Source organism: Cohnella sp., assembly GCF_041640265.1.
In the GTDB taxonomy this organism is placed as follows: Bacteria; Bacillota; Bacilli; order Paenibacillales; family Paenibacillaceae; genus Cohnella.
In genome coordinates, this window is the sequence record NZ_JBEQAP010000023.1 from 47797 (window position 1) to 64072 (window position 16276).

At 47.7% G+C, this 16276-nt stretch carries 13 protein-coding genes; 6 read left to right on the forward strand and 7 right to left on the reverse strand.

Going from position 1 to position 16276, the window contains the following annotated elements; genetic code table 11:
* Nucleotides 1–17 precede the first annotated feature (17 nt).
* The 3 genes from ACESLK_RS17045 to ACESLK_RS17055 all read left to right on the forward strand — a co-directional run bounded on the left by ACESLK_RS17045 (nucleotide 18) and on the right by ACESLK_RS17055 (nucleotide 4361).
* Nucleotides 18–1193, forward strand: a complete 1176-nt coding sequence (locus tag ACESLK_RS17045) for a murein hydrolase activator EnvC family protein (protein ID WP_373230827.1) — start codon at nucleotides 18–20, stop codon at nucleotides 1191–1193.
* 164 nt (nucleotides 1194–1357) lie between these two features.
* Nucleotides 1358–2836: a S41 family peptidase gene (locus ACESLK_RS17050; protein WP_373230828.1), complete on the forward strand. Its 1479-nt coding sequence runs from the start codon at nucleotides 1358–1360 to the stop codon at nucleotides 2834–2836.
* A gap of 115 nt (nucleotides 2837–2951) precedes the next feature.
* A complete protein-coding gene (locus ACESLK_RS17055) occupies nucleotides 2952–4361 on the forward strand; it encodes a PDZ domain-containing protein (protein WP_373230829.1) in 1410 nt (469 codons plus the stop codon).
* 125 nt (nucleotides 4362–4486) lie between these two features.
* Here ACESLK_RS17055 and ACESLK_RS17060 read toward each other — a convergent pair whose 3' ends face one another.
* From ACESLK_RS17060 to ACESLK_RS17075, 4 genes are all read right to left on the reverse strand, one after another.
* Nucleotides 4487–5167 (reverse strand): SdpI family protein, encoded by a 681-nt coding sequence (locus tag ACESLK_RS17060; protein ID WP_373230831.1) that lies wholly within the window; start codon nucleotides 5165–5167, stop codon nucleotides 4487–4489.
* Entirely contained in the window at nucleotides 5157–5438 is a 282-nt protein-coding gene (locus ACESLK_RS17065) for an autorepressor SdpR family transcription factor (RefSeq protein WP_373230833.1), read from the reverse strand. Before ACESLK_RS17065 ends, ACESLK_RS17060 begins: the two co-directional genes overlap by 11 nt.
* 169 nt (nucleotides 5439–5607) lie before the next feature.
* Entirely contained in the window at nucleotides 5608–6735 is a 1128-nt protein-coding gene (locus tag ACESLK_RS17070) for a TFIIB-type zinc ribbon-containing protein (protein ID WP_373230835.1), read from the reverse strand.
* Complete coding sequence (locus ACESLK_RS17075; RefSeq protein WP_373230836.1) at nucleotides 6717–7736, reverse strand: SPFH domain-containing protein; 1020 nt, start codon at nucleotides 7734–7736, stop codon at nucleotides 6717–6719. Before ACESLK_RS17075 ends, ACESLK_RS17070 begins: the two co-directional genes overlap by 19 nt.
* A gap of 207 nt (nucleotides 7737–7943) precedes the next feature.
* On the opposite strand from ACESLK_RS17075, the gene uvrB reads away from it, so the two are divergent.
* From uvrB to ACESLK_RS17090, 3 genes are all read left to right on the forward strand, one after another.
* Nucleotides 7944–9944 (forward strand): excinuclease ABC subunit UvrB, encoded by a 2001-nt coding sequence (gene uvrB / locus ACESLK_RS17080; RefSeq protein WP_373230838.1) that lies wholly within the window; start codon nucleotides 7944–7946, stop codon nucleotides 9942–9944.
* A 139-nt stretch (nucleotides 9945–10083) separates the two neighbouring features.
* Nucleotides 10084–12942: an excinuclease ABC subunit UvrA gene (uvrA, locus tag ACESLK_RS17085; RefSeq protein WP_373230839.1), complete on the forward strand. Its 2859-nt coding sequence runs from the start codon at nucleotides 10084–10086 to the stop codon at nucleotides 12940–12942.
* Between the two features lie 22 nt (nucleotides 12943–12964).
* Nucleotides 12965–13423, forward strand: coding sequence for a VanZ family protein (locus ACESLK_RS17090; protein ID WP_373230841.1), 459 nt, complete (start codon nucleotides 12965–12967; stop codon nucleotides 13421–13423).
* 81 nt (nucleotides 13424–13504) lie between these two features.
* Here ACESLK_RS17090 and ACESLK_RS17095 read toward each other — a convergent pair whose 3' ends face one another.
* The 3 genes from ACESLK_RS17095 to ACESLK_RS17105 form a co-directional block, all read right to left on the reverse strand.
* Entirely contained in the window at nucleotides 13505–14038 is a 534-nt protein-coding gene (locus ACESLK_RS17095; protein ID WP_373230843.1) for a hypothetical protein, read from the reverse strand.
* Nucleotides 14039–14130: 92 nt separating this feature from the next.
* On the reverse strand, nucleotides 14131–14280 hold the full coding sequence (locus ACESLK_RS17100; RefSeq protein ID WP_373230844.1) for a hypothetical protein: 150 nt from the start codon (nucleotides 14278–14280) through the stop codon (nucleotides 14131–14133).
* A gap of 114 nt (nucleotides 14281–14394) precedes the next feature.
* On the reverse strand, nucleotides 14395–16014 hold the full coding sequence (locus ACESLK_RS17105) for a nitrite/sulfite reductase (protein WP_373230846.1): 1620 nt from the start codon (nucleotides 16012–16014) through the stop codon (nucleotides 14395–14397).
* Nucleotides 16015–16276 lie beyond the last annotated feature (262 nt).

The following is a 16276-nucleotide window of genomic DNA, read 5'->3' on the forward strand; positions in this document are numbered from 1 at the left end:
TCAGAAGGAGGAACTTTGTGAAGAGGAAATTTCTGCTGCTGCTGTCAATGATCCTGGTACTCATACTTGTTGTTCAACCTTATGATGGACAAGCTTTATCGGAAGTCGAGAAAATAGACAAACAGCTAAAAGAGCTGAAAAACGAGATGGAGCAAACAGCTAAAAATCAGAAGAATGCTGAAAAAACCGTAAAAGACCTTACCGGTCAGAAGGAAACGACCAAAGAGGATATCCAAGCTTTACTTAGTCGAATTGACCAGGTGCAGAAGAAGCTTGAAGCGACTCAAAGTAATATCGCCGTTGCCGAAGAGAAGCTGTTCGTGACAGGCGAGGAGCTGCAAGAAGCGCTTAAGCAATTGAAGAACCGAGAAGAGCTCATGGATTCTCGGGTTCGTCTGGCTTATACGACGGGTACTGCTTCCTATTTAGATGTTCTGCTCAGTTCTACAAGTTTTACCGATTTTCTCGATCGCTACGATGCGGTTGAATCTATCGTTACCCAGGATCGCAACATAGCGGTTCAGAAGAAAGAATATTCAGTGGAAGTTGCGGGTAAGAAAGCGCAAGTTGAACAAGAGCTCAAGGAAGTTAAAGCACTATATGCCGAAATGGAAAACCGTAAGGCAGAGCTCGAAAAAAACGAGCGTGAAAAAGAAGTCATGATATCCCAGATTTCTAAAGAAATCGAAGAGATGGAAGAAATCAGCGAGGAGTCCGAGAGGCAGCTTACGGAACTCGCCAAGAAAGCTTCCGCATTAGAAGCGAAGAAGAATACCATCAAGAATTACTACAAGGGCGGCAAGCTAGGCATGCCATTGAAGTCTGATTATCGCTTATCATCGCCGTTCGGTTACAGAACTCACCCAATCTCCGGCAAGAAAAAGCTTCATGCCGGTACGGATTTTGCAGCACCTAGCGGAACGCCTGTCTACGCTGCAGAAACAGGAGTTGTCATCGTAGCGCAATCCTGGAGCGGTTATGGGAATTGCATCATTATCGATCATGGCGGCGGTCTGTGGACGCTATACGGTCATCTTAAGAATGGCGGAATCCTCGTCAATAAAGGCGAAACCGTCAAAAGAGGAGAAAAAATCGGCCTAGTCGGATCGACCGGCCAGTCTACCGGCAATCATCTTCATTTTGAAGTGCGTAAAAATTCAGAACCGGTTAATCCCGCGCCATATTTGAAATAACAACAAGAGTGACAGCTGATCACCCGACCCACATGTCGGATGACGGCTGTTTTTCTAAAAAAAAGGGATAAAGTTTTCTCAAGGTTTCATATAAAACCTATTGGATATATGAAGATGACCTGTCATAATCTAACAATAAGCTATATGACGAGGAGTGGGCTCACGTGTGGTTTCGAGGGCGCACCGTATTGGCCATGATGGTGCTAACAGCAATCGCTGCCAGTATGGCGACTTATGTGTACCAAGCACTTCCTGGATGGTTTTCCTCAGCTTCGGCACCAGAGCCAGGGATAGCATCCTCTGATTCGGAAAAGGGAATTCAGAAGGATGAGCTAGACAAAATAAACAAGGCGATTGATTTAATACAACGTCGGTATCTTCTTCCAATGGACCGTAATCAGTTGCTTGATGGTGCGATTCAAGGCATGGTTGAAGCTCTTGATGATCCTTATTCCGTATATAAATCAAAGGATGAAGCACAGAAATTTACGGATGCATTAGAGGGCGCTTTTACAGGTATTGGTGCAGAGCTAAGGTTGGATAAGGGTGCAATTGTCGTAGAGGCTGCTTTCCGCGGATCTCCTGCGGAAAAGGCAGGGTTACAGCCGCATGATATTCTGTTATCCGTGAATGGTGAGAGCTTGCAAGGGCTGACTTTAAGTGATGCTGTACTTAAAATCCGCGGACCAAAAGGGACCAAAGCCAAGCTTAAGGTACAGCGGGCCGGGGCTGCACACCCATTAGAGCTAGAACTAGTTCGCGATCGGATTGATAGGATTACAGTGGATGCGAAGCTTGGAGCGGATGGGATCGGCCGCTTATGGATTAATCAGTTTAATTACGAAACCTCCGCTCAAGTGGCTGAACAATTATCTTCGATGGAGGAGAGCGGTTTGAAGGCACTCATCATTGATGTGCGTGATAATCCAGGGGGCATTCTCCAGTCGGTTATTGATGTAGCGGATCAATTTGTTGAGAAGGGCAAGCCGATCGTACAATCCGAATACAAAGACGGACAGCGCAAAAGTGAATTTGCTCCGAATGGCTTCAGAACGAGCAAACAATATCCGATCGTTATATTAATGAATAAAGGCAGCGCCAGCGCAGCCGAGATCCTAGCGGGGGCGTTGAAGCAATCCGCAAATGCGGTGCTCATTGGCGAGACCACGTATGGTAAAGGTACCGTGCAAGTGAGTTATGACAAAGAATTGGGCGATGGCAGCTTGGTGAAGCTAACCGTATATAAATGGCTGCTCCCCGACGGGACTTGGATTCATGAAAAGGGGATAACTCCTGATATCACAGTGCCCCAGCCTGAATATTTCTTAGCCTCGCGCTTGCCTCGGGATTCCGTGCTCAAGTACGATTTCACAGGCGAAGCAGTCAAAAATCTTCAAAACATCATGGAAGGGGTCGGCTACCCCGCTGACCGTAATGATGGTTACTTCAGCCTAGGAACGAAGACGGCTCTTGAGGCGTTTCAATTGCAGGAGTCACTGCCGGTGACAGGCGATGTAACTGCGGAGACTGCACAACGCTTAGAAGAACGCCTCTACGTAAATCTTCAAGATGACAACTATGATATGCAGTGGCAATCCGCGCTCGCTAAAGCTAGAGAAATGATATTAACTTCCTCTCCATGATGGAGGAATTCTATTCTTGCTGTCGAATATATAAGGAGGTTGGCCTCAGGTCAGCTTCCTTTTTTTACTATAGACTAAGAACGAACCGTGAAGTCGTTTGGAAAGGGGAGGGAAAGTGGAACCTCTGCTGAATGTATTGCGGGAGGCGGGACAAGCTGCGCTTGAATTGTTCATGCTCCCGTATTTCTATATTGCGATAGCGTTTGTTTGGTGGCATGCCCGACTCGGAGTTACATTACAGCGCAAGCTGTTTCACGTTAGATTGTACGGCTCCTTGTACTTGACGTTAACAAGATTAGCAGGCGGCGTTGTAATCGGCTTGATCCTATCTCTTGCGAGCTTGGGAGCTGGGGCAAGCTTCACGCCGGAAACGGTCCTATTCCTTTGGATTGCTATGGGGACTCTTGCACTCTTTCGACTGCGCTATATTTGCCTGGCCTACGCTGCCGGGGCTTTGGGTTTGCTTCAGGTTTTGTCTGATTGGACAGGATTACAATCGACTCCGGGAATGCTTGAGAACGAGATTCAGTTACTAGCCTCAATCGATGTTCCAGGGCTGCTTTTTATGGCCGGGATTCTGCATATTGCAGAAGGTTTACTCGTGCGATTGCAAGGCTCGAAGTTAGCTATTCCATTATTCCTGTTAGGAAAAAGAGGAAAACCGATGGGAGCTTATGCGCTCTCCGGCGCTTGGCCGATTCCTTTGCTCTGGCTCATCCCCGCAGGGGGCGGCTTCACGTTGCCTTGGACTCCCTTATTCGGGATTGGTGGGGAGGTAGTTAGCTGGAGCTTGATGGCTTTTCCCGTGTTGATTGGGTTTAGCGATCGCACTGTCGCGTTCTGGCCCGAAGAGAAAGCACGCGCTTCGGGAAACCAACTCATGATCTATGGAGTTATCATTGCAGCGTTGGCAGCTGGGGCGCAATTCTGGTCATCGCTCGTTGTTGTGGCTGCACTTGCGGCCTTCCTTCTCCATGAAGGGCTTCTATTCATTAGCCGTTGGAGGGAGAATGGCCGGGTTCCGCTCTACTCTCAGGATGGGACAGGAGTGAAGGTTTTGGCTGTTCTCCCGGGAACACCCGCTTCCGAGATGGGGCTGCAGGCTGGAGAGGTAATCAAAAAGGTGAATAGTGCCGCCGTCCGCACGAAGGAGGAGCTGCACGCAGCCATGCAGCTGCAATCGGCTTTTTGCAAGATAGAGGTTGTTAACCGCGAAGGGCATATTAAATTCCTGCAGCGTGCTCGATATGCGGGTGAGCATTATCAGCTTGGATTGATCCTGGCACCCGACGAAGGGGTAGAGTTTGTTGCAGCGCCTCGCTCAGGAACGATATGGCAGAGTCTTCAGGAAGCCGGAGCACGTCGCTTTGGCAACTCTCCGACTATGATTGCACGTAAGGAAGCAAAGAGGGCAGAGGCTGAACTTGCGGCGGTTGCAGAGCAAGAACTGGCTGCCGAGCCAGAGGAAGTCATCCAAGATCCAGGACTTCCGCCTCGAGCTAGTCAGTCTCGGAAAAATCCTTGATATTAAACGCGAGCGTAGGATATGGAAACAAAAAAACCGGGAGTATCGTTGACGGTTATACGTAACGCTTGACGTTACGGAGCCTCGGATACTTTCGGTTTTTTGTTTTGCTTGGAGTATAGAATTCAAGCTTTAGATTTGCGTGTGTAGAGAATATATGAATAAGCAACGGGGATCAATGAGCTGGATAGTACGCAAATCAACAAGACGGGCAGAAACCATTCCACGGAGACGAACCACGCGCATACTAACATGATTAGTCCGGCAACAAACCACAACCGGCCCGATAAACGGTGAGTTAATTTCCAATTGGTCTCATCTGATAGTGCCCAAGGCGTTTTTATTCCGACGAAATAATTGCTGCGAAGCTGTCCCATCCGATTGCCGATAACCATCCAAAGGAGGCCAAGTCCGCCCAATACCAGATGAAGGACAGGAATGTCATAACCAAGGTTGACTAGAATAACAATAAGGAAAGTTGCTTGAAGAAATAAGCTGATTGACCAGCGCATTAAGTCATAATAACCCTCGAATCGGCTGTAATTGTTACGGCGCGGATCAATATAGCGCATGAATGACAGCAGTCCGGGAAGAGCAACGCAAATAGCGCCATTCATTAACCAGAAACTTGTCTTGGACATCGAGCCGTCTTGCTCCCCGCGAATATTGTAATGCGAGCCGACCTCATTAGGCAGGCGGTCGTTAAACACCACAAACATCACAATAAACAGTATCGCGTTTACCGAAAGCAGAAACCAATCTTTCCCCGACCAGGTTAAAGTGTCTTTGGATTTTTCATTTGTCATTTGAATCGTCTCCTTTGGCTCCAATTATGCCGAGAAACCAACCCATGGCTTCTTGCATAACCGTTAAATTAATCGAGTAGATCATACTTTGGCCTTGTCGTTCATCCTGGACTAGCTGAGCTTGCTTGAGGATGTTCAAATGATGAGAGATACTTGGCTTGGAGATGTTAAATTGATCCGCGATATCACCGGCACTGAGGTCACTCTCTTTCAGTAACTGCAGGATTTTCCTCCGGGTCGGATCGGAGAGTGCTTTGAACGCATCATTCATGACAAGGCTCCTCCTTTCAAGGGGGATATTTGTTTAAATATTTAGGCAACTATCTAAATCTTATATTTAGACAATAAGCTAAATATTAAATCGTGTCAATCGACTTTTTCCGAAAGACCCCGCTGTATAGCAAGAAAAAAGCTGCCCCTAAGGACAGCCCCTTCTGAGCTTACTGTTGGTTCATGATGAAAAGAACGATGGCGCCCGCGATGCTCAGACACATTAGCGTGAATAACGTAATTTTAAGGGCACTGCGAGGGACGTGTCCGGATACGGTACCCGTCTGTCCGTTCACCATATAATAATATGGCTTCGATTTATAGGTATAGCTGGCATTCCATACAGGAAGTAATAAATGCTTGTAAGTGATATCGCTATAAGTCGTACGGATGTTGAGATTGCGGATTTCATCGCCGCCGATCTTTCTTTTAATCTCATTCTCCAGATGCTCACCTGCATAATCCTGCGCTTTCTCCCAGCCTTGCTCGCGAGTGACGGAGTAACGCTCGGAGATAAATCCGCTTAAGTATTCGGGCTTGTAAGGAAGAAGCTCGCCGAGCTTGAAATCGCCTAGCTTCTTCAATAGCCCGGAGTTGTAATGTCCGGAAGCAGGGATCAGAATGTCGTCGAAAAGCCGGTCATAATCGCCCCGTGTGGAGTGCCAAACGGTGTACCTCTCAGTAGCCGTGTAGGTTTGAGTTTTTCCATTGACCACTCTTGTCCGCGTAACCGTACGATAATGATAAATGCCTACTTCAGCGGAGTATAATGAATAAGTATCCGTATCATAAGTCCAGTAGGGAATATAGATGCTATTCAGCTGTGAGCCGACATTCTGCTTCTTGAATTTGTTCGGGAGAAACCAGCGCTTACGCTTCCATGCCGTGAATGAGGTCAATGCTTCCTCGCGAGAGATCTGGAAAGGAATAAGGGTCTCGGGTCGGAAGCTACGAATATCATCCTGCTGAAGCACCTTCGGAGAACCACAGAAGACACACAACGTTGCCGTCTGGATTACGGGAATGAGTGTCTCGCCGCCGCAGCTCTCGCAGTGAATCGCATGCTGCTTAGTACCCCAGTCATGCAAGGCAGCGATATTTTCTCCCGTATTATCGAAGGAATGCTCCTGCGGCTGCTCCATCACGTTTTCGATCGACTGCTCAGCGCCGCAATACTGGCATTTCAAGCTTTGACTTTCCGTGTCGAAGAGCATCGGCCCTGCGCAGCTGGCGCAAGGGAAACGGATGGCTGTCTTTTGGGTACTCATATCTGTCACCGCTACGTTTTGCTTCCGCATTCGGAGCAAAATTTCGCATTTTCTCCAAGCTTAGCTCCGCACTCGGAGCAGAACTTCTTAGTGCCTGATGCCTGCTGTACCGGTTGTGTGTTCGTATGTTGTGTGCTTGGCTGTTGCGAAGGAGGAGCTTGCCGAGGCTCGGCGGGACTATTGATCATCTGGCTCATCATTTGTCCCATTGCCATTCCGGCACCAAGTCCTGCACCTGCACCGGCAACGCCGCCGTCGGGATTGTTCGCAGCTTCGCGAATAGCTTCCGCAGTCTGATATTTCATGTAGTTGTCCAAATTACCGGCTATGTTCATGGAGGACTTCCGATCGATCATCTTCTCTACTTCTTCTGGCAAAGAGACATTCTCGATGGTGAGGGAAGATAGAATTAAGCCAATAGACGAGAAATGCGGCTGCAGCTTAGCTAAGGATAACTGTCCTAGCTCATCGTACGAGCTGGATAAGTCAGCCACCGGAATTTTGGATTCGCCCAGCAGATCGCTAATACCAGATACGATAACGGATTTGAGAAATCCCGTAATGCTGGAAGTCGTGAACTCCTGCTTCGTTCCGAATATGTCCCTAAGGAATAGAGCAGGATCACCGACTTTAATGGAGTAGCTGCCGAAGCCGCGTATGCGAATCATGCCGAATTCCGGGTCCCGCATGATGACGGGATTGGTCGTTCCCCACTTCAAATCCGTGAAATTGGCCATGTTCAAGAAGTAGACGTCGGATTTAAAAGGGGAGTTAAAAGCATATTTCCAAGAATTAAGTGCAGTAAGAACTGGAAGGTTTTGCGTGCTTAAGGTATGCGTGCCCGGTCCGAATACGTCGGCAATTTGTCCTTCGTTCACGAAAATGGCGGTTTGGGATTCCCTAACAATGAGCTTAGCGCCCATCTTAATCGCATTATCGTAAGCTGGAAAACGGTACACCAGTACTCCCTTGTCATCCAACCACTCAATGACCTCGATAAATTGTCCTTTGATGAAATCAAATAGTCCCATGGTTCACTCTCCCCAGCACGATTGTATATTCCTAATTTTACAATACTTTACTCTTGCCGCAACACCTTTTGACGATGCTAACGGAAATCGATATAATACATGGGAACACACATTCTGCTAAATCATACACATTGCTATTTATATCGGAATTTATGGGAGCCTAACCCACAGGTATTAAATCTAATGAATTGAGAGGGGGAGCTGGAAATGTCGGCTTTGGAGATCGAGAATAAGCCTTTTAAGCTAGTGTCGGAATATTCGCCGGATGGCGATCAGCCTGGTGCGATTAAGGAGCTGGTGCAAGGGATACAAGAGGGGAAAAGGCATCAAACGTTGCTTGGCGCAACGGGAACGGGTAAAACCTTCACGATTGCCCAAACCATTGCCAAAGTGAACAAACCAACGCTTGTTATCGCGCATAACAAGACGCTTGCTATGCAGCTTTGCAGCGAGTTCAAAGAGTTTTTTCCGGAAAATGCGGTGGAGTATTTCGTGAGTTACTATGACTACTACCAGCCGGAAGCTTATATTCCGTCAACCGACACCTATATCGAGAAGGATTCAAGCATCAATGATGAGATTGATAAGATGCGGCATTCCTCAACCGCTTCTTTGTTCGAGAGACGAGATGTCATTATCGTAGCCAGCGTATCCTGTATTTACGGTCTCGGTTCTCCCGAGGAGTATCGGGATTTACGGCTAAGCTTGCGCGTGGGCATGGAGAGATCACGGAATTCGATTCTTCATAAGCTGATCGATATCCAATACGAGCGTAATGATCTGAACTTCGTTCGGGGTACATTCCGCGTGCGCGGGGATGTCATTGAAATTTTCCCGGTTTCACGCTCGGACTCTGCCATTAGGGTCGAGATGTTCGGGGATGAGATTGAGCGGATTACGGAAATCGACGTGCTGACCGGCGAGATTACCGGACAGCGCGAGCATGTCATTATTTTTCCGGGTTCTCACTTCGTAACGGGTGAAGAGAAGATGAAACGGGCACTTGTGAACATCGAGAGAGAGCTGGAGGAAAGGCTGGTTGTGCTTAAAGAGGCTGGAAAGCTTCTCGAGGCGCAGCGGCTTGAGCAACGGACACGTTACGATCTGGAGATGATGGCCGAGATGGGCTTCTGCTCCGGGATCGAGAACTACTCCGGTCCGATGACCTTCAGAGAGCCTGGAGCGACGCCTTATACGCTGATGGACTTTTTCCCGGATGATTACATGATCGTTATAGATGAGTCTCATGTTACGCTTCCCCAGGTTCGCGCGATGTACAATGGTGACCAGGCTCGTAAAAACGTGCTCGTGGATCACGGCTTCCGACTGCCATCCGCCAAAGATAATCGGCCGCTTCGATTCGAAGAGTTTGAGGAGAAGGCTAAGCAGCTCGTCTTCGTATCCGCGACCCCTGGCCCATACGAGCTAGAGCATACTCCTACTGTAGTAGAGCAAATCATCCGTCCAACAGGACTTATTGATCCGATTATCGAAGTCCGTCCGACGAAGGGACAGATTGATGATCTCCTTGGTGAAATCCGTGACCGGATAACCAAGGATGAGAGAGTGCTTGTTACTACTTTAACAAAGAAAATGTCCGAGGATTTGACCGATTACATGAAGGAAGTCGGGATCAAGGTGCGATATCTCCATTCGGATATCAAAACGTTAGAACGGATGGCGATTTTGCGGGACTTGCGGCTGGGTGTGTTCGATGTGCTTATCGGAATTAATCTCCTGCGGGAAGGGCTCGATTTGCCGGAGGTATCTTTGGTTACGATATTGGATGCGGACAAGGAAGGCTTCCTGCGTTCGGAACGATCGCTGATCCAGACCATTGGACGCGCAGCGAGGAACTCCGGCGGACGCGTCATCATGTACGGAGACAAGATCACAGATTCTATGGAGAAGGCGATGAGCGAAACCGAACGCCGCCGAACGATCCAGCTTGCCTATAACGAAAAGCATGGCATTACTCCTCAGACGATCGTTAAGAAGGTTCGAGATCTTATCGAAGCTACGAAGGTTGCCGAGGAGAAAAGCACATACCTCACAGGTGCGGAAAATCTCAGCAAGCTTTCGAAAAAGGATCGCGCATCCATTATCGAACGCTTAGAGTTTGAGATGAAGGAAGCTGCGAAGAGCTTGCAATTCGAGCGTGCGGCGGAGCTTAGAGATGCGTTGATGGAGCTGAAGGCTAGCATGTAAGCTTCTATAATTTGTAATTCCCATTTGCATGACCAGCCGCAGTTCTGTATAATGAACGGGAACACACATTCCTATTGGTGTGCGACTGCGGCTGGCCAGTAATGTAGCCCCCGCTTTGTCGCGAAAGGGGCTTTTTTGTTTGGCAATTGAGAGCATTATCATCAAGGGCGCGCGCGCTCATAACTTGAAGAATATCGACGTAACGATCCCCCGTGACAAGTTTGTCGTCTTAACGGGGCTTTCGGGATCAGGCAAGTCGTCACTCGCGTTTGATACGATTTATGCTGAAGGGCAACGTCGATATGTGGAATCTTTGTCAGCGTACGCTCGTCAATTTCTTGGACAAATGGACAAACCGGATGTGGATTCCATTGAAGGGCTGTCACCGGCGATTTCTATTGATCAGAAGACAACCAGTCGTAATCCGCGTTCTACCGTCGGCACGGTAACGGAGATTTACGATTATTTAAGACTGATGTTCGCTCGGGTAGGAAGACCGCATTGTCCAGACCATGGACTAGAGATCACCTCTCAGACCGTAGAGCAAATGGTTGATCGGATTATGGAGTATCCGGAACGTACCCGTCTTCAGATCCTCGCTCCGATCGTATCGGGTCGCAAGGGGGAGCATTCCAAGCTCTTAACCGATATCCAGAAGCAAGGCTTTGTTCGGGTACGGGTTAACGGGGAGTTGCGCGACTTAGCTGACACTATCGAGCTGGAAAAGAATAAGAAGCACTCCATTGAAGTTGTTGTGGATCGAATTGTCGTTAAGGAAGACGTCGCCTCCCGGCTAGCGGACTCAATAGAAACCGCATTAAAGCTATCCGGCGGACAAATCATTGTGGACATCATTGATAAAGAAGAACTTATGTTTAACTCTAATCTAGCCTGTCCGGAATGCGGCTTCTCCATAGATGAGCTGGCACCGCGGATGTTCTCCTTTAACTCTCCCTACGGAGCGTGCCCGGAGTGTGATGGATTGGGTGTAAAGATGGTTGTTGATCCTGATCTGCTCATTCCGGACCGCAGCAAAAGTATCGAAGATGGCGCATTTGAAGCATGGGCAGGAAGTACTTCAAACTACTACCCGCAATTTCTAGCCGCCGTATGCTCTCATTATGGTATCTCCACTGACGCACCGATAAGCACGTTAACGGATAAACAATTGCAGCTCATTCTGTATGGAACGGGTGGAGAGAAAATACGTTTCCGCTATGAGAATGAGTTTGGACATACACGCGATGCTCAGGTTCCGTTCGAAGGCGTTGTCCATAACTTAGAACGCCGTTATCGGGAGACAGGCTCCGATGGAATTCGCGAATTTATCGAAGCCTATATGAGCGCGAAGCCTTGCGGCAAGTGTAAAGGCCAGCGGCTGAAGAAGGAATCGCTGGCGGTTACGATCGGCAAGGAGAACATTGCATACGTGACATCGTTGTCCATCGGTGAAGCTCAGCAGTTCTTCTCGGGCTTGAACTTGAACGAGAAGGAGCAAGCGATCGCTAACCTGATCTTGAAGGAAATTAATAATCGGCTGGGCTTCCTGGTTAACGTTGGCTTGGATTACTTAACCTTATCCCGTGCGGCAGGAACGCTCTCCGGAGGCGAAGCCCAGCGCATAAGGCTGGCGACGCAGATTGGCTCAAGTCTCATGGGCGTTCTATACATTCTCGATGAACCAAGTATTGGCTTGCATCAGCGGGATAACGACCGCCTTATCCAGACATTGAACCACATGCGCGATCTCGGGAACACGCTTATCGTAGTCGAGCACGACGAAGATACGATGATGGCGGCCGATTATATTATCGATATAGGTCCTGGCGCAGGTATTCATGGAGGTACTGTTATCGCTCAAGGTACTCCCCAGGAAGTGATGGCTAATAAGGAATCTCTCACCGGCGCGTATTTGAGCGGTCGCAAGTTTATCCCTGTTCCGCTGGAAAGGCGCAAGCCTAATGGGAAGTGGATTGAAGTGAAAGGTGCCAAGGAGAACAATCTCAAAAATTTGAATGCCAAGTTCCCGCTAGGCGTGTTCACTGCCGTAACTGGCGTTTCCGGCTCGGGTAAGTCGACGTTAGTAAATGAAATTCTATATAAAACGTTGGCGCGCGATCTGAATAAAGCGAAGACACGTCCAGGGCTCCATAAGGAAATTTCGGGACTCGAGCATTTAGAGAAGGTCATCGATATCGATCAGTCTCCTATCGGGCGAACTCCACGCTCTAACCCGGCCACCTATACCGGCGTGTTCGACGATATACGCGATGTATTTGCGATTACGAACGAAGCCAAGGTGCGCGGGTATAAGAAAGGACGGTTCAGCTTTAACGTCAAAGGCGGCCGCTGCGAAGCGTGTAAGGGCGACGGAATTATTAAGATAGAGATGCACTTCTTGCCGGATGTCTACGTTCCTTGCGAGATTTGTAAGGGCAAGAGATATAATCGCGAGACGTTGGAGATTAAATATAAAGGCAAGAGCATTGCAGATGTTCTAGCCATGACGATTGAGGATGCGACCGAGTTCTTTGTGAACATTCCGCGAATCCACCGCAAAATGCAGACGCTCATGGATGTTGGTCTTGGATATATGGATCTCGGTCAACCGGCAACTACACTTTCGGGCGGGGAAGCCCAGCGCGTCAAGCTTGCGGCAGAGCTCTACCGTCGCAGTACCGGTAAGATGTTATACATTCTCGACGAGCCGACAACAGGACTTCATGTGGATGACATTGACCGATTGCTGCAAGTCCTGCATCGTCTAGTTGATTCCGGTGAAAGTGTGCTGGTCATCGAGCATAACCTGGATGTCATTAAGACAGCGGATTATCTCGTCGACCTTGGTCCGGAAGGCGGCAATGGAGGCGGCACTATCGTTGCGACCGGGACACCTGAGCTTGTCGCCGCTACCGCGAATTCCTATACGGGCAAATACTTGGGTCCGGTGCTCGAGAGAGACCGCAGCAGAACTGAAGCGGCATTAGCCAAAGTTTAAATGATTAATGGAGATATAAGGGATGAGAAACAGACTGTTATACTATTTCCTCGTTTTCACATTTGTCATTTACGCGTTAGCCGTAATTAATGCCCTGTTTTTGAGGCCAAGCCTATTTCAGTATGATTCGTTTGCCAATCTAACCTCGTGGGATGTTCCCTACGCGAACTTGAAACCTTTTTACACGATTGATAAATACCTTTACCATGCGGATAAATATAACTTTGATATTTGGTTTAAGTTGTTTTTCGGAAATTTAGTTTTATTTCTCCCCTTCGGACTGATCGTACCGTTGCTTAGCATCCGAATGCGTTCTATGTGGAGATTTTCCGTTTTCTTGTTGTTAGTTTTACTGCTTGTAGAACTCGCACAGAAATTATCGATGGCCGGAGCCTTTGATGTGGATGATATTATGATGAACTTCATGGGTGGTATTGTGGGGTTCGGCATGAGTTATAAAATGAGAAAATTAATAAGATAAACAATCAAAAAGACGAATCTGCCCACAATGGGAGATTCGTCTCTTCGTTGATGCAGCACACGAATTTGCAGCCTAAGTTCGTTAATGAGAGAGTGCTGGGGAAGGAGACGATGGAGAGATCAGCACGATAAGCTTCTTTTGGAGTGTTAAGATGTTTTGTTGCTTCTCAAGAATCTGTTGTTTCTGTTTGATGATACTTTGCATATCGCTTTTCGCAGCACTCCATTGATTGGCTTCCGCATGTTCGTGGAATCTGTCCCAGGCTTCGTGTTTCTTCTCGCGTAAGCTGTGAATTTCATCGCGAGTGACTTTCATTTTCATGATGAGCTGCTTTCCTTCTTCTTTAAGGGTTTTGCGTTGAGCTGATGTTAATGTCCTGCGTGCTGACCTAATTTGATCATGCTGGGATTTGATTTGCTCGAATAGACCCTTTTGCTGGGTTCTAATGTCATCCAATTGAACCTTAAGGGCTTGGATGTCAGCAGGGTAGCTTTTCCAGTCGATGGTAGGCTTATTGTCCGGATGATAATGCTCTCCAGGTGTTGCAGCAATGAGCATTGGCATCGAGATCGATAACAATGCAACAACAAGGAGTGTTAAAAGTCTGTTTTTCACTATTCGGTCCTCCCAATGTTTAAACTCCTCTTATATTATGGACAAAATTTAGTTTTCCATTCTTTGGGCAAAAGAAACATTGGCGGTAATTATTATTCTTCTACCTGATCTTTAGAGTCAACCTCATAAGCAATTAAGGTAATGGGATGTCCAAGCTTCTCGGATAAGCGTTGTTCAGCTTGCTGGATTTCCTCGACCAGGTCTTGTCTAAGGCTAGCGAACGTATATTGATCTTCATTCAAGCTGCATTCCTCCCTTTTAATCTGTAGTATGGGAATAGAAGGTGTTTCTTAGCCCAAAAACTCCACGAAAAAAAGGCTTCCCAGAGTTCGAGAAGCCTTCGCTTAACAATAGGATTAGGCAGCTACTGCAAGAATCTCTGTCAGCTTTGCCTGCATGCTTTCAATGCCAACGCGCTCAACGAACTGGTGGAAGGATTCCCCAACCAGTCGAGTATCCTTATAGAAATTGATAATTTGCTCAAGCACGTTGTTGACGTTGTCGCCTCTCACGCGGCCTTTAAGCGCAGTGTTGAACTTTGCGCCGGGTCCGAGAGTACCGCCAACCGCGATGTCGTATGCGTCGACCATACCATCCGGAGTTTTGATCAGTGAACCTTGCAACCCAATATCGGCGATATGCTTTTGGCCACAGCTGTTAGGGCAGCCGATGAAGTGAATGCGTACAGGCTCGTCGAGTTTAACATGCTCATCCAAATAAGCGGCCACTCTGCGTGCGTATTCTTTGGTTTCGACGATAGCGAGGTTACAGAACTCGTTACCTGTGCAAGATACCGTACGGCTCATGAACAGATTCGGATTAGGCGTCAAACGTTGAAGCACAGGCTCTTGCAGCAAGGCTTCGATTTTATCGTCTGAAACACCGCTTAGCATCAGGTTTTGTGAAACCGTAGTACGAATGGAGCCATCACCGTATTTGTCAGCCAAATCTGCCAATTGATCGAACTCAGCGCTGTTCGTCCGACCTACAGGTACATTCAGTCCTACATAATTAAGACCCGGTGTATTCTGTGGGTGCACGCCATCGAAGTATGCGGCATTCCAACCAACAGTGCGGTCATCTCCTAGGGATGGCATTGGTCCGATAAGCTCCACAAGCATTTCTTGGAACTTCTCGATACCCCATTCCGCTACGAGATATTTCAAGCGTGCATAATGGCGTTTTTCGCGGTAACCGTGGTCACGGAACAAGGTTGTCACCCCGATCGCAACTTTAAGCATATCCTCAGGTTTAACGAACATATCCAATTGGCGAGCCAAGTGCGGCTTAGCGGACAAACCGCCGCCGACCATAACATGGAACCCTAACACTTCGACTCCATCGATCACCTTGGAAGCAGGTGTGAATGCCAGACACTGAATTTCAGCATGAGCGCTGTTATAGATATTGGTGGAAATGGACATTTTATATTTCCGAGGGAGGTTAGAGAAATCCCGGTTTCCTAAGAAAAATTCTTCAAGCTGGTTTAACCAAGGAGTTGTATCGAATAACTCGTTAGGGTCGATACCCGCAAGCGGATTACCAACAATTGTACGCGGGCAGTCTCCGCAAGCTTCGAAAGCGGACATGCCGACGGCTTCTAAGCGATTGAAGATATCCGGCATATGTTCAATCTCAAGCCAGTGGTACTGAATGGCTTGGCGAGTAGTTACGTCTATTAGATCACGGCCATAATCGCGTCCGATTGCCGCAAGCTCTCTAGCTTGTACGCTTGTAAGGATACCGCCTGGAATACGGACCCTCATCATGAAGTGGCCGTTGTTCGGCTTCTGCTGGTAAACGCCCGCCCATTTAAATAGGTTGAAGTCTTCCTGCGGAATCGATGCAAAGCCTTCTTTGGAGTATTTCTCTACGATGTCACGGATTATGTCGAGCCCGTCTTTTTCCATCTTGTAAAATTCGAATTTATTCAACTTGGATGGATCGCGGTCCATCCATACTGCTTCATAAGACATTTACTGCGACTCCCCTCACCGAAATTACAAATAATTCCGATTAAATTGGTATGATATATAACTAAATCGTATCATATTTTATCTAATGGGACAATGCAGAAGTATGGTTAACGTCCATAATAATTACTGATGCTAAATTTAATTCTTCCTTAGGGCAGACCGCCATAATGTGTGACAAAGTTGTTACGTCATAACTTCGGACTTGCAACAAGGGCGCCCAGAAGATAACATAGATAAAGATGGGTTTCGTATGACTGATAAA